General features: G+C 67.3%; 23 protein-coding genes. 12 read left to right on the forward strand and 11 right to left on the reverse strand.

Annotated elements, in window-relative coordinates; genetic code table 11:
- Window positions 1–6: 6 nt before the first annotated feature.
- The 4 genes from ftsB to EJP69_RS24700 form a co-directional block, all read right to left on the reverse strand.
- Entirely contained in the window at window positions 7–285 is a 279-nt protein-coding gene (gene ftsB, locus EJP69_RS24685) for a cell division protein FtsB (RefSeq protein ID WP_093203189.1), read from the reverse strand.
- Between the two features lie 19 nt (window positions 286–304).
- The gene (gene eno / locus EJP69_RS24690) at window positions 305–1588 is read right to left on the reverse strand and encodes a phosphopyruvate hydratase (RefSeq protein WP_093203187.1); all 1284 of its coding nucleotides are present in this window, start codon (window positions 1586–1588) and stop codon (window positions 305–307) included.
- Window positions 1589–1661: 73 nt separating this feature from the next.
- Entirely contained in the window at window positions 1662–1952 is a 291-nt protein-coding gene (locus EJP69_RS24695) for a DUF1330 domain-containing protein (RefSeq protein WP_093203184.1), read from the reverse strand.
- Complete coding sequence (locus EJP69_RS24700) at window positions 1949–3631, reverse strand: CTP synthase (protein WP_126472861.1); 1683 nt, start codon at window positions 3629–3631, stop codon at window positions 1949–1951. Before EJP69_RS24700 ends, EJP69_RS24695 begins: the two co-directional genes overlap by 4 nt.
- Window positions 3632–3756: 125 nt before the next feature.
- Between EJP69_RS24700 and coaBC the strand changes: the two genes are divergently transcribed.
- The 4 genes from coaBC (at window position 3757) to EJP69_RS24720 (ending at window position 6594) form a co-directional block, all read left to right on the forward strand.
- Complete coding sequence (gene coaBC, locus EJP69_RS24705; protein ID WP_126472863.1) at window positions 3757–4980, forward strand: bifunctional phosphopantothenoylcysteine decarboxylase/phosphopantothenate--cysteine ligase CoaBC; 1224 nt, start codon at window positions 3757–3759, stop codon at window positions 4978–4980.
- Window positions 4980–5441: a hypothetical protein gene (locus tag EJP69_RS24710; protein ID WP_093203177.1), complete on the forward strand. Its 462-nt coding sequence runs from the start codon at window positions 4980–4982 to the stop codon at window positions 5439–5441. The genes coaBC and EJP69_RS24710 overlap by 1 nt, the downstream gene beginning before the upstream one ends.
- The gene (gene dut, locus EJP69_RS24715) at window positions 5442–5888 is read left to right on the forward strand and encodes a dUTP diphosphatase (RefSeq protein WP_019655978.1); all 447 of its coding nucleotides are present in this window, start codon (window positions 5442–5444) and stop codon (window positions 5886–5888) included.
- A gap of 205 nt (window positions 5889–6093) precedes the next feature.
- Window positions 6094–6594, forward strand: a complete 501-nt coding sequence (locus EJP69_RS24720; RefSeq protein ID WP_093203174.1) for a glycine zipper 2TM domain-containing protein — start codon at window positions 6094–6096, stop codon at window positions 6592–6594.
- 75 nt (window positions 6595–6669) lie between these two features.
- Here the strand turns inward: EJP69_RS24720 and EJP69_RS24725 are convergent, their stop codons facing one another.
- Window positions 6670–7194 carry an FKBP-type peptidyl-prolyl cis-trans isomerase gene (locus EJP69_RS24725; RefSeq protein WP_093203171.1) on the reverse strand — a complete coding sequence of 175 codons (525 nt, stop codon included), beginning with the start codon at window positions 7192–7194 and terminating at the stop codon, window positions 6670–6672.
- A 14-nt stretch (window positions 7195–7208) separates the two neighbouring features.
- Between EJP69_RS24725 and EJP69_RS24730 the strand changes: the two genes are divergently transcribed.
- The 3 genes from EJP69_RS24730 to EJP69_RS24740 all read left to right on the forward strand — a co-directional run bounded on the left by EJP69_RS24730 (window position 7209) and on the right by EJP69_RS24740 (window position 9220).
- The gene (locus EJP69_RS24730) at window positions 7209–8351 is read left to right on the forward strand and encodes a JmjC domain-containing protein (RefSeq protein WP_126472865.1); all 1143 of its coding nucleotides are present in this window, start codon (window positions 7209–7211) and stop codon (window positions 8349–8351) included.
- Window positions 8341–8844, forward strand: coding sequence for a hypothetical protein (locus EJP69_RS24735; protein ID WP_126472867.1), 504 nt, complete (start codon window positions 8341–8343; stop codon window positions 8842–8844). Before EJP69_RS24730 ends, EJP69_RS24735 begins: the two co-directional genes overlap by 11 nt.
- A 94-nt stretch (window positions 8845–8938) precedes the next feature.
- Complete coding sequence (locus EJP69_RS24740; RefSeq protein WP_093203164.1) at window positions 8939–9220, forward strand: hypothetical protein; 282 nt, start codon at window positions 8939–8941, stop codon at window positions 9218–9220.
- A gap of 95 nt (window positions 9221–9315) precedes the next feature.
- Here the strand turns inward: EJP69_RS24740 and EJP69_RS24745 are convergent, their stop codons facing one another.
- The 6 genes from EJP69_RS24745 to EJP69_RS24765 form a co-directional block, all read right to left on the reverse strand.
- The gene (locus EJP69_RS24745) at window positions 9316–10092 is read right to left on the reverse strand and encodes an MBL fold metallo-hydrolase (protein ID WP_093203161.1); all 777 of its coding nucleotides are present in this window, start codon (window positions 10090–10092) and stop codon (window positions 9316–9318) included.
- Window positions 10093–10097: 5 nt separating this feature from the next.
- A complete protein-coding gene (gene bamC, locus EJP69_RS24750; RefSeq protein ID WP_093203159.1) occupies window positions 10098–11183 on the reverse strand; it encodes an outer membrane protein assembly factor BamC in 1086 nt (361 codons plus the stop codon).
- 144 nt (window positions 11184–11327) lie between these two features.
- Window positions 11328–12218, reverse strand: a complete 891-nt coding sequence (dapA, locus tag EJP69_RS24755; protein WP_093303968.1) for a 4-hydroxy-tetrahydrodipicolinate synthase — start codon at window positions 12216–12218, stop codon at window positions 11328–11330.
- Between the two features lie 78 nt (window positions 12219–12296).
- Window positions 12297–12866 (reverse strand): class I SAM-dependent methyltransferase, encoded by a 570-nt coding sequence (locus EJP69_RS24760; protein WP_126472869.1) that lies wholly within the window; start codon window positions 12864–12866, stop codon window positions 12297–12299.
- A gap of 13 nt (window positions 12867–12879) precedes the next feature.
- Entirely contained in the window at window positions 12880–13020 is a 141-nt protein-coding gene (locus EJP69_RS29570; protein WP_170217221.1) for a hypothetical protein, read from the reverse strand.
- Window positions 13021–13048: 28 nt separating this feature from the next.
- The gene (locus EJP69_RS24765; RefSeq protein WP_126472871.1) at window positions 13049–14278 is read right to left on the reverse strand and encodes an MFS transporter; all 1230 of its coding nucleotides are present in this window, start codon (window positions 14276–14278) and stop codon (window positions 13049–13051) included.
- Between the two features lie 156 nt (window positions 14279–14434).
- On the opposite strand from EJP69_RS24765, the gene EJP69_RS24770 reads away from it, so the two are divergent.
- The 5 genes from EJP69_RS24770 to parC are packed head-to-tail and all read left to right on the forward strand — an operon-like array spanning window position 14435 to window position 21438.
- Window positions 14435–16432, forward strand: coding sequence for a DNA topoisomerase IV subunit B (locus tag EJP69_RS24770; protein WP_126472873.1), 1998 nt, complete (start codon window positions 14435–14437; stop codon window positions 16430–16432).
- 30 nt (window positions 16433–16462) lie between these two features.
- Entirely contained in the window at window positions 16463–16924 is a 462-nt protein-coding gene (locus EJP69_RS24775) for a hypothetical protein (RefSeq protein WP_093303977.1), read from the forward strand.
- Window positions 16925–16943: 19 nt separating this feature from the next.
- Window positions 16944–17849, forward strand: a complete 906-nt coding sequence (locus tag EJP69_RS24780; protein ID WP_126472876.1) for a lytic transglycosylase domain-containing protein — start codon at window positions 16944–16946, stop codon at window positions 17847–17849.
- 23 nt (window positions 17850–17872) lie between these two features.
- A complete protein-coding gene (locus tag EJP69_RS24785) occupies window positions 17873–18994 on the forward strand; it encodes a Kelch repeat-containing protein (RefSeq protein ID WP_126472878.1) in 1122 nt (373 codons plus the stop codon).
- Window positions 18995–19041: 47 nt separating this feature from the next.
- Window positions 19042–21438: a DNA topoisomerase IV subunit A gene (gene parC / locus EJP69_RS24790; RefSeq protein ID WP_126472880.1), complete on the forward strand. Its 2397-nt coding sequence runs from the start codon at window positions 19042–19044 to the stop codon at window positions 21436–21438.

Raw genomic sequence — 21438 nt, forward strand, 5'->3', positions numbered from 1 at the left:
CCGAGGTCAGTGCGCGATCTGCACGAACACTTCGTTCGGCTTGACCATGCCGAGCTCGGCGCGCGCCCGTTCCTCGACCATCTCGAGGCCGTCCTTCAGGTCGTTGACCTCGGAGCTCAGGCGCTCGTTGTTCAGCGCGGCCTTGGCGTTGGCTTCCTTCTGGTCGGCCAGCTTGGTCCGCAACTGGGCCACGTCGCGCACGCTGCCGCGCCCGTTCCACAGCTGCCACTGCAGGATGGCCAACAGGAGCAGCAGAACGATCGGAGGAACGAGGCGGGCGCGCATGCCGCGTGGCGTCCGGGCGTTACTTCAGGTTGTAGAACGCGCCGCGGCCAGGGTAGACGGCGATGTCACCCAGGTCTTCCTCGATGCGCAGCAGCTGGTTGTACTTGGCGATGCGGTCCGAACGCGAGAGCGAGCCGGTCTTGATCTGGCCGGCGTTGGTGCCCACGGCGATGTCGGCGATGGTGCTGTCCTCGGTCTCGCCCGAGCGGTGCGAGATCACGGCGGTGTAGCCGGCGCGCTTGGCCATCTCGATGGCGGCGAAGGTCTCGGTCAGCGTGCCGATCTGGTTGATCTTGATCAGGATCGAATTGGCGATGCCCTTCTCGATGCCTTCCTGCAGGATCTTGGTGTTGGTGACGAACAGGTCGTCGCCCACCAGCTGCACGCGCTTGCCCAGGCGTTCGGTCAGGTGCTTCCAGCCGTCCCAGTCGCCTTCGTGCATGCCGTCCTCGATGCTGATGATCGGGTACTTGTCGACCCAGGTCGCCAGCATGTCGGTCCAGCTCTCGGACGTGAGCGAGAGGTTTTCGCCCGACAGCACGTACTTGCCGTCCTTGTAGAACTCGCTGGCCGCGCAATCGAGGCCCAGGGCGATCTGCTCGCCTGCGGTGTAGCCGGCCTTGTCGATGGCTTCCAGGATCAGCTGGATGGCCGCTTCATGGCTCTCGACGCTGGGAGCGAAGCCGCCTTCGTCGCCCACTGCCGTGCTGATGCCGCGGTCGCCCAGGATCTTCTTCAGTGCATGGAACACTTCGGCGCCGTAGCGCACTGCCTCGCGGAAGCTCTTGGCGCCCACGGGGATGATCATGAATTCCTGCAGGTCGAGGCTGTTGTTGGCGTGCGCGCCGCCGTTGATGACGTTCATCATCGGCACCGGCAGCTGCATGCCGCCCATGCCGCCGAAGTAGCGGTACAGCGGCAGGCCCGACTCCTCGGCCGCGGCGCGGGCCACGGCCATCGAGACGGCGAGGGTGGCGTTGGCACCCAGGCGGCCCTTGTTGTCGGTGCCGTCGAGGTCGATCATCGTGCGATCGAGGAAGGCCTGTTCGCTGGCGTCGAGGCCCAGCACGGCTTCCGAGATCTCGGTGTTGATGTTCTCCACGGCCTTGAGCACGCCCTTGCCGAGGTAGCGGCTCTTGTCGCCGTCACGCAGCTCGATGGCTTCGCGCGAGCCGGTCGATGCGCCCGAGGGCACGGCCGCGCGGCCCATGGTGCCCGATTCGAGCAGCACGTCGCACTCGACGGTGGGATTGCCTCGGCTGTCGAGAATTTCGCGGCCGACGATGTCAACGATTGCACTCATCTTCTGTCTTTCTCTTTCTGGTCTCTTTGGGCGGATGAATAGATGGGGGAACGGGTCGGAGGGAGCGGAAGGATCAGAGGCCTTCGACGGCGATCATGTTCATGATCGCGGCGCCGGCACGCGCCTCGCGCGCCTTCAGGTATTCGGGCGTCTCGTAGAAGGCCTTGGCCTTCTCGAAGCTGGGGAACTTGAGGATCACGACGCGCGTGGGCTTCCAGTCGCCTTCCAGCGGCTGGATCTGGCCACCGCGCACGCACACCTCGGCGCCGTGCGCCTGCATGGCGACGGTCGACCACTTGCGGTATTCCTCGTACTGCGTCGGGTTGGTCACCTCGACCTGGGCGATGACGTATCCGCTGCTCATGCAACAGCCTTCAGCGTCTTGTTGGTGCTGCCCGCGCCCTTTTCCTTGTGCTCGAGCGCCGCCTTGATGAAGGCGTTGAACAGCGGGTGGCCGCCCCACGGGGTCGACTTGAACTCGGGGTGGAACTGCACGCCCATGAACCACGGGTGCACGTCCTGCGGCAGTTCGACGATCTCGGTCAGGTGCTCGCGCTGCGTGAGCGCGGAGATCACGAGGCCGGCGTTGCGCAGCTCGTCGAGGTAGTTCACGTTGGCTTCGTAGCGGTGGCGGTGGCGCTCGGTGACCACGTCGCCGTAGATGCTGTGTGCCAGCGTGCCGGGCGACACGTCGGAGCTCTGAGCGCCCAGGCGCATGGTGCCGCCGAGGTCGGACTTCTCGTCGCGCGTCTTCACCGTGCCGTCGCGATCCTTCCACTCGGTGATCAGCGCGATCACGGGGGTGGGCGTCTCGGGGTCGAACTCGGTGCTGTTGGCGTTCTTCAGGCCGGCCACGTGGCGGGCGTACTCGATGGTGGCGACCTGCATGCCCAGGCAGATGCCCAGGTAGGGCACCTTGCCTTCGCGGGCGAAGCGGGCAGCCGAGATCTTGCCTTCCACGCCGCGCTGGCCGAAGCCGCCGGGCACCAGGATGGCGTCGTACTTGGCCAGGCGGGACACGTCCTGCGGCGAGATCGTTTCGGAGTCGATGTAGTCGATCTTCACGCGGGCATGGTTCTTCATGCCGGCATGGCGCAGCGCCTCGTTCAGCGACTTGTAGCTGTCCGACAGGTCGACGTACTTGCCGACCATGGCAATGGAGACTTCCTTCTGCGGATGCTCGACCTCGTACACCAGCTCGTCCCAGCGCTGCAGCTTGGCGGGCGGGGTGTTGATGCGCAGCTTGTCGCAGATCAGGCCGTCCAGGCCCTGCTCGTGCAGCATGCGGGGCACCTTGTAGATGGTGTCCACGTCCCACATCGAGATCACGCCCCATTCGGGCACGTTCGAGAACAGCGAGATCTTGGCGCGCTCGTCGTCGGGGATCGGGCGGTCGGCGCGGCACAGCAGGGCGTCGGCCTGGATGCCGATTTCGCGCAGCTTCTGCGCGGTGTGCTGGGTGGGCTTGGTCTTGAGTTCGCCGGCGGCGGCGATCCAGGGTACGTAGCTCAGGTGCACGAAGGCCGAATTGTTCGGGCCCATGCGCAGGCTCATCTGGCGCACGGCCTCCAGGAAGGGCAGCGACTCGATGTCGCCCACGGTACCGCCGATCTCGACGATGGCCACGTCCACCTCGTGCGCCGTGCCGATGCCGGCGCCGCGCTTGATGTATTCCTGGATCTCGTTGGTGATGTGCGGGATCACCTGCACCGTCTTGCCGAGGTAGTCGCCGCGGCGTTCCTTCTCGAGCACGGTCTTGTAGATCTGGCCGGTCGTGAAGTTGTTGGCCTTGCGCATCCGCGTGTTGATGAAGCGCTCGTAGTGGCCGAGGTCGAGGTCGGTCTCGGCGCCGTCATCGGTGACGAACACTTCCCCATGCTGGAAGGGCGACATCGTGCCGGGGTCGACATTGATGTACGGATCGAGCTTGATGAGGGTGACTTGGAGGCCGCGCGATTCGAGGATCGCGGCGAGCGAGGCGGAGGCGATTCCCTTGCCAAGGGAAGAAACGACACCACCGGTGACGAAGACAAATTTGGTCATGCCAGTTCCGGACGCTGTGAATCCGGGCAGTGGGAAATTGCGATTATAGGTGTGCCCTTCGCGACACCTTTCGCCAAGGGCTTGTTGCCCCGGGGGACGATGGCATGTGAGCAACAATACGCCCCATGCAAGATCTCGCCGGCAAACACATCGTCCTGGGCCTCACCGGAGGCATCGCCTGCTACAAGTCGGCCGAGCTGTGCCGGCTTTTCGTCAAGGCGGGAGCGACCGTCCAGGTGGTCATGACGGAGGCGGCCGAGCAGTTCATCACGTCCGTGACCATGCAGGCGCTCTCGGGGCGTACCGTCTACACCTCGCAGTGGGACACGCGCGAGCCCAACAACATGCCGCACATCAACCTGAGCCGCGAGGCCGACGCGATCGTGCTGGCGCCCTGCAGCGCCGACTTCATCGCCCGGCTGGTGCAGGGTCGCTCCGACGACCTGCTGAGCCTGATGTGCCTGGCCCGCCCCATGGACCGCATCCCGCTGCTGATCGCGCCGGCCATGAACCGCGAGATGTGGGTCCATCCGGCCACGCAGCGCAACCTGATGCAGGTGGCGGCCGACGGCGCGACCGTGCTGGGCGTGGGCAACGGCTGGCAGGCCTGCGGCGAAACCGGCGATGGCCGCATGCTGGAGCCGGCGCAGCTGCTGGAGGACATCACGGCTTTCTTCGCCCCCAAGTTGCTGGCGGGGCAGAAGGTGCTGGTCACGGCCGGCCCGACCTTCGAGGCGCTGGACCCGATCCGGGGCATCACCAACCATTCGTCCGGCAAGATGGGCTTCGCCATTGCCCGGGCGGCCCGCGAGGCGGGCGCCGAGGTCACGCTGGTGGCCGGTCCGGTGCACCTGCCCACGCCTCGCGGCGTGACGCGCGTCGACGTGCTCTCGGCGCAGGACATGCTCGAAGCCACGACCCGTGCTGCGCAGAGTGCTAGCATTTTTGTAGCTACGGCTGCTGTAGCCGACTGGCGCCCGGCCGCCCAGAGCGACCAGAAGATCAAGAAGGACGGCAGCGGCAAGACGCCGGTGCTCGATTTCGTCGAGAACGCGGACATCCTCCTCACGGTGGCGAAGAGCGAGCGGGCGCAGTCGAAGAAGCTCTTCTGCGTGGGCTTCGCCGCCGAGAGCGAGAACCTCGCCGAACATGCCAAGGCCAAGCGCGAGCGCAAGGGCATCCCGCTGCTGGTGGGCAACATCGGCCCGCTGACCTTCGGACAGGACGACAACGCGATGCTGCTGGTGGACGCCAAGGGCGTGCGCGAGCTTCCCCGCGCGCCCAAGCTCACGCTGGCGCGCGAACTCATGGCCGAGATCGCGGCCCGGCTTCCCGACTGGAGGGTCTGATGAATCCCCAATGGAACACGCCGCCGAACGGCGATTTCGCGCGCTATGTGGAGCGGCTGGCCGCGCAGGCGGCGCTGCCGAAGCGAGCTGCTTCGCCCGGTGAGCACGGCCTCGACGTCGGCATGACGCAGACCTCCGGCCCGCAGCAGGGGCAGGGGCCCGTCACGGCCGCGATGCAGCGTGCCGAGCTGCCGAACGGCGAGGTGCCGAAGAAGCAGCCGGGCTCATTCGACCCGGCGCTGCTCAAGGTGCTGGGCGCCGTCGGCGCGGTGGTGTTCCTCGTGTTGTGGGCCGCGGGCGTGCCGTTCGGCGTGCTGGTGCTGCTCGCGGCGCTGGCCATGTGGTTCGGCAGGAAATTGAAGGGCGTGAAGCTCACCCCGGGCGTCGCCAAGTGGCAGCAGGTGCTCGAAGAGGCAGCCCGAAAGCAAAGAGAACAGCAACAGAAGCAAGGCAACAACTAAGTGAAAGTCGACGTCCGCATCCTCGATCCGCGCATGGTGGATCAACTCCCCGCATATGCCACCCCCGGAAGCGCCGGCCTCGACCTGAGAGCCTGCCTCGACGCTCCCATCACGCTGGAGCCCAACGGCTGGCAGCTGGTGGGCACCGGCATCGCAATCCACCTGGCCGACCCTGCCTATGCGGCGCTGATCCTTCCTCGCTCGGGGCTTGGCCACAAGCACGGCATCGTGCTGGGCAACCTCGTCGGCCTGATCGACAGCGACTACCAGGGCGAGCTGAAGATCAGCGCCTGGAACCGCAGCGACACGCCCTTCGTGCTGAACCCGATGGAGCGGCTGGCGCAACTGGTGATCGTGCCCGTGGTGCAGGCGCAGTTTCGAGTGGTCACGGAATTTGCACCTACGCAACGTGGCGAGGGCGGATACGGCTCCACCGGCAAACATTGAGCGGATCTTGAAGGCCGAGAAGGGCCGGAAGGGGATCTGCAGGGTTTCCGGGCGGTAAAGAACGGAACCGGCACGGGCCGCGCGGCCTCGAAGGTTTCAGTGTGTGAACGGCGTCATCGCGGCGGATGCTGCGGCGTTAGTCAGGCACACGCAGGGTGCATGCATTCATCATCCGTGCATCGTTCTTTCCGAGGAGCCTCCCAACATGAAGATCTCAACGCGCTTTGTTTCCGTCACCGCTTCCGTGCTGGCCCTGGCCACGCTCACGGCGTGCGTGGCCCCGGCGCCGGTCTACCAGACCTCGCGCTACCCCTACCAGGCGCCCCCGCAGGCCATCCAGTACCGTGAAGCCTCCTACGTCGAATACGGCCACGTAGCCAACATCGAGGTGCTGCGCAGCGAAACCGCCGGTACCGGCACCACGGGCGGCGGCGCCGTCGCCGGTGGCGTGATCGGCGGCGTGGTGGGCAACCAGTTCGGCCGCGGCAACGGCCGTGCCGCGGCAACCGCGCTGGGCATCGTCGGTGGCGCCCTGCTGGGCAACACCATCGAGGCGCAGCAGAACGGCCCGCGCGCCTACGAAATCTACCGGGTGTCGGTGCAGACCGACCGAGGCGGCTACCGCGCCTTCGACGTGCAGAGCCCCGGCGACCTGCGCATCGGCGACCGCGTTCGCATCGACAACGGTCAGATTTCGCGCATGTAAGCGAACCCGATCCATCGGGGCACACACAAAAAAGCCGGGCACTGCCCGGCTTTTTTCATGGGTGCTGCGCGGCGGTCAGTGCAGCGTCTGGTTGCCCGGCGCCATCGGCGCGACCTTGAAGAAGCCCGTGCCCGCCGTGCCGCGGCCCACTTCTTCCTCCGTGGCCTCGCGCACCGAGCGCACCGTGATGTCGAGCCGGATCGCGATGCCGGCCAGCGGGTGGTTGCCGTCGAGCACCAGGTGCTCGGGGTAGATCTCGGCCACGGTGTAGATCGTGTCCTTGGGAATGTCGCCGCTCACGCCCTTGGGCAGGGCGGAGCCGTCGAAGGTCATGCCTTCTTCGGTGCCTTCGGGGAAGAGGGAGCGCGGCTCCAGGAAGAGCAGCTGGTCGTTGAAGTCGCCGAAGCCCTGCTCGGGCTCGATCTGCAGTTGCACCCGGGCGCCGGGTTCATGGCCCTGCAGGGCCGCTTCGATCACGTCGAAGAGATCGTCGCCGCCGATCAGGAATTCGACCGGCTCGTCGAGCACGTCCAGCACGTCGCCGAGCGTGTCTTTCATCGTCCAGGTCAGGCCGACCACGCATTGTTCAGAGATTTCCATTGCAGAATTCTCCCATGGAGATTAACGAACCGCTGCCCTTGCTGGGCGGCCTGAGCGCCGCGCAGTTCATGCGGCGGCATTGGCAGAAGAAACCCTTGCTCGTGCGGCAGGCGATACCCGCGATGGTGCCACCGATCGAGCGTTCCGAGTTGTTCGCGCTTGCCGAACGCGAAGATGTCGAATCGCGCCTGATACGCCACGGCAAGGCCGGCTGGTCGCTCAAGCACGGGCCGCTGGCCCGGCGCGCCCTGCCGCCGCTGAAGCAGCCGGCCTGGACGCTGCTGGTGCAGGGCGTCGACCTGCATCACGAGGGCGTGCACCAGTTGCTGCGGCAGTTCCGCTTCCTGCCCGACGCCCGGCTCGACGACCTGATGATCAGCTACGCGAGCGACACCGGCGGCGTCGGCGCGCATTTCGACAGCTACGACGTGTTCCTGCTGCAGGCGCAGGGGCGCCGCCGCTGGTCCATCGGCAAGCAGAGCGACCTGCGCCTGCAGCCTGGGTTGCCGCTCAAGATCCTCGAGAACTTCGAGCCCGAGCAGACCTTCGTGCTCGAGCCCGGCGACATGCTCTACCTGCCGCCGCGCTATGCACACGACGGCGTGGCCGTGGGCGACGACTGCATGACCTGTTCCATCGGCCTGCGTTCGTCGGCCGTGGGCGAGCTTGGTGCCGACCTGCTCGCGCGCATGGCGCAGGCCTATGCGGAAGACCTGGAAGACGCCGGCCCGGCCGAGCTGGCGCGTTACCGCGATCCGACGCAGCCCGCGGTCGATGCACCGGCCGCGATGCCCGCCGCGCTGCAAGGCTTCGCGCGCAAGGCCATCGAGGCTGCGCTGCGCGATGCCGACGCCATCGACCGCGCGCTGGGCGAGTCGCTCACCGAGCCCAAGGCCAACGTCTGGTTCGGCGAAGGCGGCGAGGCGCCCGACGCCATGCAGCACGTGCGGCTCGATCGCCGCACGCGCATGCTCTACGACGCGCGGCACGTCTACATCAACGGCGAGAGCTTTCGCGCGGGCGGCGCCGACGCGACGCTGATGCGCAAGCTGGCCGACCGTCGCGAACTCGGCCCGCGCGAACTCGCGCGGGCCAGCGAAGGTGCCCTCGCGTTACTGGGCGAATGGTGCGAGGCAGGGTGGCTTCATGCCGGATGAGACTCCTGCTCCTTCGCTGCCGGAAGGGCGCTTCGACGGCCGCGAAGCCTTCGACGTGCTCCTGCGCAATGCGCTGTCAGCCGCGGCGCGCGAGGGTTGGAAGGAGATCGTCTTCAGCGACATCGATTTCGCCGAGTGGCCCCTTGGCGAGCGCGCGACCATCGAAGCGCTGCAGGCCTGGTCGGCAAGTGGTCGCCGCCTGATGCTGCTCGCGCAGCGCTTCGACATTCTCGAACGTGGCCACGCGCGCTTCGTGTCGTGGCGTCGCATGTGGGACCACATCATCGAATGCCGCGCCACCGGCAAGGCCGCAGGCTCGGATGTACCGAGCGCCATCTGGACGCCCACGTGGTTCGTGCACCGCATCGACCCCGAACGCAGCAGGGGCGTGAGCGGCACCGATTCGCGCGCGCGCCGCGAGCTGCGCGAGGCCATCGACGAATGCTGGCGCCTCGGGCGCCCCGCGTTTCCGGCATCGACGCTCGGCTTGTAAGCCAATGCCGCGAATGCGGCCGCGAGACATATTCGGGCGGATATGCAGGTCTAGAATTTTTTCGTTCCAGACCTTCATTGCCAAAGGAGATTCCATGAAGAAGTCATCATCCGTCCTGATCGCCTCGCTGATTGCCGCTGCCGCGCTCGTCGCCTGCGGGAAGAAGGAGGATGCAGCGCCGGCTGTCGTGACGCCGCCTCCTGCGCCCGTGACCGAACCAGCGCCTGCCCCCGCAGCTCCGGCACCTGCGCCATCGGCCGATCCGGGCACATCGTCTTCGTCCTCGACCACGCCGTCCCCGGGCGCGCAGTCCGCGCTCGACGCCGCGAATGCCGCCACCGAGGCCGCGAAGAAGAATGAAGCGCCGAAGCAGTAATCAGCGCTGCATCAGACATGCAAAAAGCCGCCATGAGGCGGCTTTTTTTTCTTAGGAGAGCGTGAGCGTCTTGTGCCTTGTAAGGGGCTGGGTGCTCAGACGTCGAGCCAGGGCGAGCCCCCTGCCGCCGTGGCGGTCAGCATCTCCGACTCGTTGCCACCCAGCGCTTCGGCCATGAGGCGCCGCACGATCTCGGGCCGGTTGTTCTGCTCGCTCAGGTGTGCCGCAACGACGTGCCGCAGGCCGTCGTGAAGAAGCGCGCGCGCGATCTCCGCTGCGGCGGTGTTCGACAGGTGCCCGTAGTTGCCGCCCACGCGGTGCTTGAGAAAGGGCGGGTAGCTAGAGTTGGCCAGCAACTCGCTGTCGTGGTTGAACTCCAGCAGCAGCGAATGCACGCCGCCCAGCCTGGCCAGCACATGAGCGGTGGCGTGACCCAGGTCGGTCAGCACGCCCAGGGTACGGTTGCCATCGGTACAGCGCAATTGCAGCGGTTCGCGCGCATCGTGCGGAACGGTGAAGGGCTGCACGCAGATGTCGCCGACCGTGAACTCGGCATCGTCGCGCGCCAGGTTCAGCAAGCCCTCGAAGTCGCGCCCGCCGGTGGCGAGCCACGTGCCTTCGCTCATCCAGACGGGAATGCGGTTGCGCCGCGACAGCGAATGGGCGCAGCCGATGTGGTCGCCGTGCTCGTGGGTCACGAAGACCGCATCGATGTCGCTGGCTGCAAGGCCCGCCTGGGCCAGGCGCAGGTCGAGCTGCTTGAGGCCGAAGCCGCAGTCGACGAGGAGGCGGGAGGTGCGGCCGCCGCTGGTCGTTTCGACCAGCGCGGCGTTGCCCGTGCTGCCGCTGCCGAGGCTTCGGAAGCGGAGCATGCGGGTTATCTCAGGTCGTCGGCGATGACCTTGACGATGCGCTCGGCATTGGCCGAGGTTTCGGGCGCGCCGGCTTCGTTGAGCACCGACACCGTGGTGGCTTCGCCCTGGCCCTTGACCGAGATGCGGAACTTCGCAGGCGCCTCGGTCTTGCTCGAGCCACCGAACAGCTTGCCGAAGAAGCCGGGTTCCTTCTTGTCGGGGTTCGGCGGCACGTAGCGCACGTAGTAGAGGCCGGCGCTGCGGTCGCGGTCTTCCACGGTGAAGCCGGTGCGGTCGAGCGCGAGGCCGACGCGGCGCCATGCGCGGTCGAAGCCTTCGCTGATCTGCACGACCGGCTGGTTGCCGACCTTGGAGATGGTCGCGGTCTTGGGCGTCGCGGTGGTCGCGGCCAGGATCTTCGACTGCTCCTGCGACACGCCGAGCTTGACCATCAGGCGACGGAGGAATTCGGTCTCGAGTTCAGGATCGCTCGGGCGGGGCTGCCACACGGTCTGGTCCTGGCGGGAGTTGTTGTAGACCTCCTGCATGCCGCGGTGGCTGATGAAGATCTCGGTGCCGGTACCGGTGGTGCTGCGCTCCAGGCGGGTGCGGAAGCGGTCGAGTTCGCCGGTCGAGTAGACCGAGTCGACCAGCTTGCCCAGAGTGCCGCGGATGATGTCCTGCGGCAGCTTGGCGCGGTTCTCGGCCCAGTCGGTTTCCATGATGCCCAGGTTGCGCTGGTCGGTGGTCAGCAGGAAGCCGTTTTCCTGCCAGAAGTCCTTCACCGGATCCCAGAGCTGGTCGGGGGTGCGGTTGACGACGATCCAGCGCTGCGTGCCCGAGCGCTCCATGCGCACGTCGCCGATGTTGGCCACCGCGGTGGGGATGCCGGGGGCGTTGGCGATGCCTGCCTGGTAGGAGTTGGCCGTCACGGCGCCGCCGGGGATGGCGTAGCGGTTGTCGCGCGAAAGCTGGGAGAGATCTGGTGGGACTTCGAGCGTCGGGGCCTTGCCTGCGCTCTTGTAGTCGATCTTGTCGCTCTCGAGGACGGAGCAGGCGGCGAGGCTGGCAACGAGGGCCAGCAGTGCAAGTCGCGAAATGTTCTTCAACGTCGTCTTCCTTGTTGGAATGGTTCGGTCAATCTAGGGGCCGCAGTGCCCGCCGCCATCTCTGAGCGCGGTTCGGGCAAAAGGTTGCTTAACCTTGCTGCGGCCAGGGGAAAGGCGGGTCCGGGACGTGCTGGAGAGGAGTGCTCAGCCCTTCAGCAGGCCGGTGGCGCGCAGGGCGCCTTCGACCGCGGGGCGGCTCGCTTCGCCGAGTTCGGTGAGCGGCAGGCGCAGCGCGCCGCCGCACAGGCCGAGCCGTGCCATCGCCCACTTCAGCGGGATCGGATTGGGCTCGACGAACAGGTTGCGATGCAGCGGCATGAGCTCGAACTGGAGTTCCATGGCGCGCTTCACGTCGCCCGCCAGCGCTGCCACGCACAGCTCGTGCATCTTGCGCGGCGCGATGTTGGCCGTGACGCTGATGTTGCCCTGGCCGCCGCAGAGCATGAGCGCGACCGCGGTCGGGTCGTCGCCGGAATAGACGGCGAAGTTCTTCGGCACTTCGCGGATGAGCCACTGGGCCCGCTCGATGTTGCCGGTGGCTTCCTTGATGCCGATGATGCCGGGCACCTGTGCCAGGCGCAGCACGGTGTCGTGCGCCATATCGGCGACGGTGCGGCCGGGCACGTTGTAGAGCACGATGGGCAGGTCGCCCACGGCTTCGGCGATGGCCTTGAAGTGCTGGTACTGGCCTTCCTGCGTGGGCTTGTTGTAGTACGGCACGACCTGGAGCTGGGAGTCGGCGCCGACGCCCTTGGCGAACTTGGCGAGCTCGATGGCTTCCTTGGTGGAATTCGCGCCGCAGCCGGCCATCACGGGCACGCGGCCCTTGGCCTGCTCGACCGAGACACGGATGATTTCGCAGTGCTCCTCGACATCGACCGTCGGCGACTCGCCGGTGGTGCCGACTACGCCCAGGCAGTCGGTGCCTTCTTCGATGTGCCAGTCGATGAGTCGCCGCAGGGCGGGGTAGTCGACACTGCCGTCGTCGTGCATCGGCGTGACGAGCGCGACGATGCTGCCTGTCAGTTGCTCCAAGGGGAATCTCTTTGTCGGTGGACGAAAGCGCCGATTCTACTTACTCCGGCGCCCCGCCAGACAGCGGCCCCGGGCCCCTTAGTTTCCCTTAAGGAAGTGGCGCGCCGGCAGCCCGGAGCCGGCCACGGCCGGGCGGACGGCGGCGATGCGCTGCACGAATCGTTCCGGCTGCGCGATGAAGCCGTCCTCGTACGCCACCACGCGCATTCCGGCGCAGGCCGCCAGCAGCTCGCCCGGTTGCAGCAGGAAGTCGGGCCGCGAGGGCTTGCCGACGGTTTCGTTGCCCGCGGCGAAGGTCTCGTAGAGCAGCACGCCGCTTGGCGCGACCGCGGCCACGATGTCGGCCATGCGCGGCCGCCACAGGTAGTTGGTGACGATCACGGCCCCGAAGGCCTGGCCGGTGAAGGGCCATGGGCCCGATTCGATGTCGGCCTCGACGACCTTGCCGAACGCGCCGGCAGCCTCGACGGCTTCAGGAGACCGGTCGACACCGGTGACCGCGTGCCCGCGTCCGGCGAGCCACTTCATGTGCCGCCCGCCGCCGCAGGCCACGTCCAGCACGCCGGCTTCGGGGGCGAGCAGGTGCGACCAGCGGACGATCCACTCGGAAGGGGTTCTCAGGCCGTGCACTGGCGCTATTTCTTTCATAGCAATCCGAAGCTCAGAAGCAGGACCAGATCTGGTCGACCAGCGTCACGAGGAAGTCGGGGTGCACGTACAGCGCGAACACGCCGCCCAGCACCGCCAGCGCGGCGGCCAGCCAGCCCGCGTGGACGACGTGATGGCGCATTCGAGGAGTCATGGCCCCGATTCTTGCGCAACCGGGCCGATCAGACGGTGGCGCCCGCCGGCCGCGGCGAAGGGCGCGAGATCGCGCTTTCCTTCACCGGCAGGTTGACCACCGCCGCGAACACGCCCAAGGCGATCGCGATGTACCAGACGATGTCGTAGCTGCCCGTGGTGTCGTACAGGTAGCCGCCCAGCCACACGCCCAGGAACGAGCCGACCTGGTGGCTCAGGAACACGAAGCCGCTGAGCATCGACAGATGCGCCACGCCGAAGATGCCCGCCACGATCGCGTTAGTCGCAGGCACCGTGGAAAGCCACAGGAAGCCCATCGCGGCGGAGAAGAGATACACGCTCATCGGCGAGATGGGCGCCATCAGGAAGAGCGCGATCGACACCGCCCGCGCGAAATAGATGGCCGCCAGGATCTTCCGCTTGGCCAGCTTCTGCCCCAGCAGCCCCACCGTGTAGGTGCCGAACACGTTGAAGAGCCCGATCAGCGCCAGCGCATAGCCGGCCACCTCGGCCGGCAGGCTGCGGTCGCGCAGGTAGGTCGGCATGTGGATGCCGATGAAGGCCAGCTGGAAGCCGCAGACGAAGTAGCCCGCCATCAGCAGGCCGAAGCTCGGGTACCGGAAGGCCTCGCCGACCGCCTGCATCACCGACTGCTCGCGGTGCCCGGCCTGCGCCGCCGTCTTCGGCTCGCGCAGCCCGAAGGCCAGGGGAACGATCACCAGCGCCAGCACTGCCACCACGGCCAGCGCCGTCTGCCAGCCCAGGTGGCCGATCAGCCGTCCCTCGATGGGCGCCATCAGGAACTGACCGAAGGAGCCGGCCGCGGCCGCCACGCCCATGGCCCACGAGCGCCGCTCGGCCGGAATCTGCCGCCCGATCACGCCGTAGATCACCGCGTAGGTCGAGCCCGCCTGCGCCGCGCCGATCAGGATGCCCGCGCTCAGCGTGAAGAGCACCGGCGTCGGCGAATGCGCCATGCCGAAGAGCCCCAGCGCATAGAGCAGCGAGCCGCCGATCAGCACCCGGAACGCACCGAACCTGTCGGCCAGCATGCCCGCGAACACGCCGAAGATGCCCCAGGAAAGATTCTGGATAGCCAGCGCGAAGGAAAAGGTCTGCCGGCTCCAGTCCTGCGCCTGAGTGATCGGCTGCAGCCAGAGGCCGAAGCCGTGGCGTATGCCCATCGACAGCGTGACGATCATCGCCCCGCAGAAAAGGACTTGCTTGACCGAGAGCGCGGGGGCGGAGGGGGATTGCATGACTTCGAATGTAACGATTCGCCTGCTCCGGCAGGTGGCGTGGCGGCCGGAGCCATTGATGATTTATCCGCGGCTTTTCGATGCGCATGTCGCATCAAAGCGCGGCCTGTATGAACATCCAGTTGTTTTGGCGGCGACTGACTACAATTCGCCCCCATGGCGACTCCCCCCAAGACTCCCCCCAGCTCATCGTCCGCATCCTCCGGCTACTCGGAAGGCTCCATCCGCGTGCTCAAGGGCCTCGAGCCCGTCAAGCAGCGCCCGGGCATGTACACCCGCACCGACAACCCGCTGCACATCATCCAGGAAGTGCTCGACAACGCCGCCGACGAGGCGCTGGCGGGCCACGGCAAGAAGATCAAGGTCACGCTGCACACCGATGGCTCGGTCAGCGTCGAGGACGACGGCCGGGGCATTCCCTTCGGCCTGCATCCCGAAGAGAAGGCCCCCGTGGTCGAGCTGGTCTACACCCGGCTGCATGCCGGCGGCAAGTTCGACAAGGGCTCCGGCGGCGCCTACAGCTTCTCGGGCGGCCTGCACGGCGTGGGCGTGTCGGTGACCAACGCGCTGTCGAAGCGCCTCGAAGTGGCGACGCACCGCGAGGGTTCGGTCGCCAGGCTGGCCTTCAGCGGCGGCGACGTGATCGAGCAGCTAGAAGTGCGCAAGCTGGAGGCCGGCGAGCGCAAGCAGGGCACCACTGTGCGCGCCTGGCCCGACGCCAAGTATTTCGAGACCGCCGCGCTGCCCATGGGCGAACTCACCCACTTGCTGCGCAGCAAGGCCGTGCTGATGCCCGGCGTGAGCGTCACGCTGGTCAACGAGAAGACCAAGGAAACGCAGCAGTGGCTCTACAAGGGCGGCCTGAGCGACTACCTGATGCAGACGCTCAACGGCGACCCGGTCATTCCGCTCTTCGAGGGCAGCGGCCACGCCGACAAGAACGCCGACAACTTCGCCGAGGGCGAGGGCGCCGACTGGGCCGTGGCCTTCACCGAAGAAGGCCAGCCAGTGCGCGAGAGCTACGTCAACCTGATTCCCACCAGCGCCGGCGGCACGCACGAAAGCGGCCTGCGCGACGGCCTGTTCACCGCGGTGAAGAGCTTCATCGAGCTGCACTCGCTGCTGCCCAAGGGCGTGAAGCTCCTGCCCGAGGACGTGTTCGCGCGCGCCTCGTACGTGCTGAGCGCCAAGGTGCTCGACCCGCAGTTCCAGGGCCAGATCAAGGAGCGCCTGAATTCGCGCGACGCCGTGCGTCTCGTGTCGAGCTTCGTGCGCCCCGCGCTCGAGCTGTGGCTCAACCAGCACGTCGACTACGGCCGCAAGCTGGCCGAACTGGCCATCAAGGCCGCCCAGACCCGCCAGCGCGCCGGCCAGAAGGTCGAGAAGCGCAAGGGCTCCGGCGTGGCCGTGCTGCCCGGCAAGCTGACCGATTGCGAGAGCAAGGACACCAGCCACAACGAAGTCTTCCTGGTCGAGGGCGATTCCGCCGGCGGCAGCGCCAAGATGGGCCGCGACAAGGAAAGCCAGGCCATCCTGCCGCTGCGCGGCAAGGTGCTCAACACCTGGGAAGTCGAGCGCGACCGCCTCTTCGCCAACACCGAAATCCACGACATCTCGGTGGCCGTGGGCGTCGATCCGCACGGCCCCAACGACACGCCGGACATGAGCGGCCTGCGCTACGGCAAGATCTGCATCCTGAGCGATGCCGACGTGGACGGCTCCCACATCCAGGTGCTGCTGCTCACGCTGTTCTTCCGGCACTTTCCGAAACTCATCGAAGCCGGCCACGTGTATGTCGCGAAGCCGCCATTGTTCCGGGTCGACGCCCCCGCGCGCGGCAAGAAACCGGCCTCCAAGGTCTATGCTCTGGACGAAGGCGAACTGACCGCCACGCTGGACAAACTGCGCAAGGACGGCGTGCGCGAAGGCGCTTGGAGCATCAGCCGCTTCAAGGGCCTGGGCGAAATGAGCGCGGAACAATTGTGGGAAACCACGCTCAATCCGGACACCCGGCGCCTGATGCAGGTCCAATTGGGCCGGTTCGATTTCACGTCCACCCAGGGCGAAATCACCAAGCTGATGGGCAAGGGCGAAGCGGCGGCGCGGCGCGAGCTCATGGAGTTGCGCGCCGACGATGTCGATATCGACGTCTGATTCCGGCCGGAACATTTCTCACGACAGGGCATGAACGGGCACAAGATCATTTGCGGTTCGCTGGCAGGGGCTTGCGTTGCTGGAGCGGCAGGACTGCTGCTGGCTCAGCGCGACCCGGTCGGGCAGGCCGCGAACATGTTCTTCGCCGGTGTCTGCATCCTGCTGGCATTCGTGTTCGTCTGGATGGGTTGGTGGGATGACGCGGTGAACGACAACGCCGAGCCCGGCAGGATCGAGCGCGTTGTCGCCACCACATGGCTCTGGATGCGCCGCGTTCTTTGCTGGAGTGCCGCGCTGGTCTTCCTGGGGATGGCCGTGTCGATGATCCTCAATGGCGTCGTACTCGAGCACATGCCCGTCTTCCTCATCGTTCTTGCATTGGGCGGCATGTCGCTCTGGGTCGGGCTGAAGGGTGGCGGCCAGGTTCAAAGCATGGGTGACGATGCCGCAGTCCACGCCGAGCGCCGCAAGCGCTACGGCTGGTGGTTCTGAGCACAGGCCCCGCATCGCCATGAAACGCTGGTTCCGTCCGTTCATGCTGTGCGCAGCCCTCGTGCTGTCGCTGCAGGGCGCGCACGCCGCCGACATCTACGGCTACATCGACAGCAAGGGCAACGCGCACTTCGCCTCCGAGAAGATCGACGAGCGCTACCAGATCTTCTTCCGCGGCGGACAGAGCTTCGACACCGCCAAAGGCATCTCCCCGCTGGGCCGTGGTGCCGGCAGGCTCGACGGCAAGGTGCCGGCCGCCTCGCAGAGCCTGCTTGCCATGTTCGAGGCCTCGCCCAGCTACAAGATCGCCAAGTCGGCGCTGCGCGATGCGTCGAACAAGCACGACATCGACTACGAGCTGCTGCAGGCGCTGGTCGCCACCGAGTCGGGCTTCGACGCGCAGGCTGTCTCGCCCAAGGGCGCGATGGGGCTGATGCAGCTGATGCCCGCTACCGCGCAGCGCTACGGCGTGTCGGCGGACAAGCGCGCGACCATCGAGAAGAAGCTGTTCGACCCGCGCATCAACATCGCCGCCGGATCGCGCTACCTGCGTGACCTGATCGCGATGTTCCCGGGACAGATCGAGCTCGCGCTGGCCGCCTACAACGCGGGCGAGGGCGCGGTGCAGCGCGCGGGCAACAAGATCCCGAACTACAAGGAAACTCAGAACTACGTGCAGACCGTGCTGCAGCTGTATGCGTACCTGAAGCCCTCCGTTGCTGCGGGTGGCGGCGTTGCGCGCGGCGGCGGCAAGGCGCCCGGGCGTATCCGCATGGAGTTGACGGTGCCGCAGGGCGGCGCGCTCGGCCGAGGCAACATGCCTTCAGACGCGCCGCGCAGCATGCCGACCATGCCCGACATACCCGAGCCGTCGGCGGTGCCCACAGGCGCGGCTGATGCACCACCGGGCACGCCGTTGTCCTGATCGACCGGAGTAGGGAGGAGACCATGCACCGTCGAAGCTTCGTTCTCGCGACCGCCGCCGGCATGGTGGCGGGCACGGCGCGTGCGCAGCATCCGGCCACGCACGACACGCTGCCGGCCGTGCCCTCGTCGGCCGAGCCCTATGCGCGACTGCAGGGCGGCGTGCCGCACCACATGACGCCCGAGCAGGAGGCGCAGCGCTTCACCGAGAGTTCCGCGCCGCCCGGTCCGCAGGGCCGCTGGGAGCCGCGCGCGGCACTTCCGATCCCGCGCAGCGAGATGGCCTGGGCCACCGCCGCGATGGGCCGCATGCACGTGGTCGGCGGGTACGGCGAAGGCAAGGTCAATCGCGACTACCACCACATCTACGACCCGAAGGCCGACCGCTGGCTCGACGGCGCGCCATTGCCGCGAGGCGCCAACCACGTGGCGGTGACGGCCGACGGCGGCCGCGTCTATGCGCTTGGCGGCTTCGTCGAGCAGAACCGGCGCTCGGACACCAACGCCTACGTCTACGACATCGCCGCCAACCGCTGGAGCGCCATCGCGCCGCTGCCGCGCCCGCGTGGCGCCGCCGCCGCCGTGATGCTCGACGGCGCGCTGCACCTGATCGGCGGCGCTTCGGAGCCCGCGGCGGAGCGCGCGAGCGTCGGCTGGCACGAGGTCTACGACCCCAAGGCCGACCGCTGGTCGGCACGCAAGCCGCTGCCCGGCGCGCGCGACCATGTGGGCTGCGTGTCGCACGGCGGGCAGATCCACGTGATCGGCGGGCGTTTCAACACCTTCGAATACAACACCGACCTGCACCACGTCTATCTGCCCGCGCGCGACACCTGGGAGCTGCGCTCGCCGCTGCCCACCGCGCGCTCGGGCCACGGGCTCGTGGTGTATCGCGGCCGCTTCTTCGCCATGGGCGGGGAGGGCGGCATCCTCGTCAGCGGCGTGCCGCGCCAGGCGAAGGTGTTCGGCCAGATGGAAAGCTACAACCCCGTCGACGACACCTGGCAGCGACACGCCCCGATGACCACGCCGCGCCACGCCGTGGGCGCGGCCGTCATCGGCGACTGGATCTACGTCGCCGGCGGCGGCGCGGTGCTCGGCGGCGCCGTGCAGTCCGCCGTCCACGAAGCCTTTACCCTGGGCTGAGCGCGCAGCCTGCAGCCACAACAACAGTTTTTCTCACCAGCTCTTTCATGGATTCCCAACCTCCGCTCGATCTACTCGGTCCCACCGACGGCGACACGACCCTGACCCTCGCCGACTACGCCCAGACCGCCTACCTCGAATACGCGCTCAGCGTGGTCAAGGGCCGCGCGCTGCCCGATGTGTCCGACGGCCAGAAGCCGGTGCAGCGCCGCATCCTGTACTCGATGTCGCGCATGGGCCTGGGCTTCGGCGGCACCAACGGCACCGTGGGCGCCAAGCCCGTGAAGAGCGCGCGCGTGGTAGGCGACGTGCTCGGCCGCTTCCACCCGCACAGCGACCAGGCCGCCTACGACGCGCTGGTGCGCATGGCGCAGGACTTCTCGCAGCGCTACCCGCTGGTCGACGGCCAGGGCAACTTCGGCAGCCGCGACGGCGACGGCGCCGCCGCCATGCGATACACCGAAGCGCGCCTGGCGCGCATCACCAGCCTGCTGCTCGACGAGATCGACGAAGGCACGGTCGACTTCATTCCCAACTACGACGGCAGCACCGAAGAGCCGCGCCTCTTGCCCGCGCGGCTGCCGTTCACGCTGCTCAATGGCGCGAGCGGCATCGCGGTCGGCCTCGCCACCGAGATCCCGAGCCACAACCTGCGCGAGATCGCCGACGCGTGCGTGGCGCTGATCAAGTCGAACGGCAAGCTCAGCGAGGAAGAACTCTTCGCCATCGTGCCCGGCCCCGACTATCCGGGCGGCGCGCAGATCATCAGCAGCCCGACCGACATCGCCGACGCCTACCGCACCGGCCGCGGCTCGCTCAAGGTGCGCGCGCGCTGGAAGATCGAGGAACTGGCGCGCGGCCAGTGGCAGCTCGTGGTCAACGAGCTGCCGCCGGGCGTGAGCTCGCAGCGCGTGCTGGAAGAAATCGAGGAAATCACCAATCCCAAGGTCAAGGCCGGCAAGAAGGCGCTGAGCGCGGAACAGACGCAGCTCAAGGCCGCGATGCTGTCGGTGCTCGACGTGGTGCGCGACGAGTCCAGCAAGGACGCCGCCGTGCGCCTGGTGTTCGAGCCCAAGACCTCGCGCATCAGCCAGGAAGAGTTCATCACCACGCTGCTCGCGCAGACCTCGCTCGAGACTTCGTCGCCGATCAACCTCACGATGGTCGGCATCGACGGCAAGCCCACGCAGAAGTCGCTGCGCCAGATGCTCAACGAGTGGATTGCCTTCCGCGAGATCACCGTGGAGAAGCGCTCGCGCTTCCGCCTTGGCAAGGTGCAGGATCGCATCCACATCCTCGAAGGCCGGCAGCTGGTGCTGCTGAACATCGACGAGGTGATCGCGATCATCCGCGCTGCGGAAGATCCGAAGGCGGCGCTGATTGCGCGCTTCAACCTCAGCGAGGTGCAAGCCGAGGACATCCTCGAAATCAGGTTGCGCCAGCTTGCGCGGCTCGAAGCCATCAAGATCGAGCAACAGCTCAAGGAGCTGCGCGAGGAGCAGAAGAAGCTCGAAGACATCCTCGCCAGCCCCGCCGCGCTGCGCCGCCTGCTGGTGAAGGAAATCGAAGCCGATGCCAAGACCTTCGAAGACGCGCGCCGCACGCTGATCCAGGCCGAGAAGCGTGCCGTGGCCGAAGTGAAGGTGGTCGACGAGCCCGTCACCGTCATCGTGTCGCAGAAGGGCTGGGTTCGCGCGCAGAAGGGCTGGGCCAGCGAGAAGGCTGCCGGCAACGGAAACGGCGCGGCGCCCGAGTACAGCTTCAAGTCGGGCGACGCGCTCTACGAGGCCTTCGAATGCCGCAGCGTCGACACGCTGCTGGTCTTCGGCAGCGCCAAGGACAAGAGCGTGCGCGTCTACACCGTGCCCGTGGCCTCGCTGCCGGGCGGTCGCGGCGACGGCCAGCCCGTGACCACGCTCATCGACCTGGATGCCGGCACGCACGTCACGCACTTCTTCGCAGGGCCGGTGGGTGCCAGCCTGCTGCTGGCCAACACCGGCGGCTACGGCTTCATCGCCACGGTCGAGAACATGATGTCGCGCCAGCGCGGCGGCAAGGCCTTCGTCGACGTGGGCGAGGGCGAGCAGCTGTGCCGTCCGTCGCTGGTGGGCGGCGCGAGCGGCGCCGAGCCCATGCCCGCTGCCACGCACGTGGCCTGCGCCTCGACGGGCGGGCGCATCCTGACCTTCGACATCGCCGAGCTCAAGAGCCTGCCCAAGGGCGGCCGCGGCCTCACGCTGATCGACCTGGAAGCCAAGGACACCCTGGCCGGTGCGGCTGCCTATACGCGCAGCGTGAAGATCGAAGGCATCGGCCGCGGCGGCAAGGAGCGCGAGGAAACGCTGGAGATCCGCACGCTGAACAACGCGCGCGGCAGCCGCGCGCGCAAGGGCAAGGCGGCCGACCTCGGCTTCAAGCCGGCGAGCATCGTGCGGGTGCAATAG

The sequence above is a fragment of the Variovorax gossypii genome (assembly GCF_003965815.1).
GTDB classification, from domain to species: domain Bacteria; phylum Pseudomonadota; class Gammaproteobacteria; order Burkholderiales; family Burkholderiaceae_C; genus Variovorax; species Variovorax gossypii.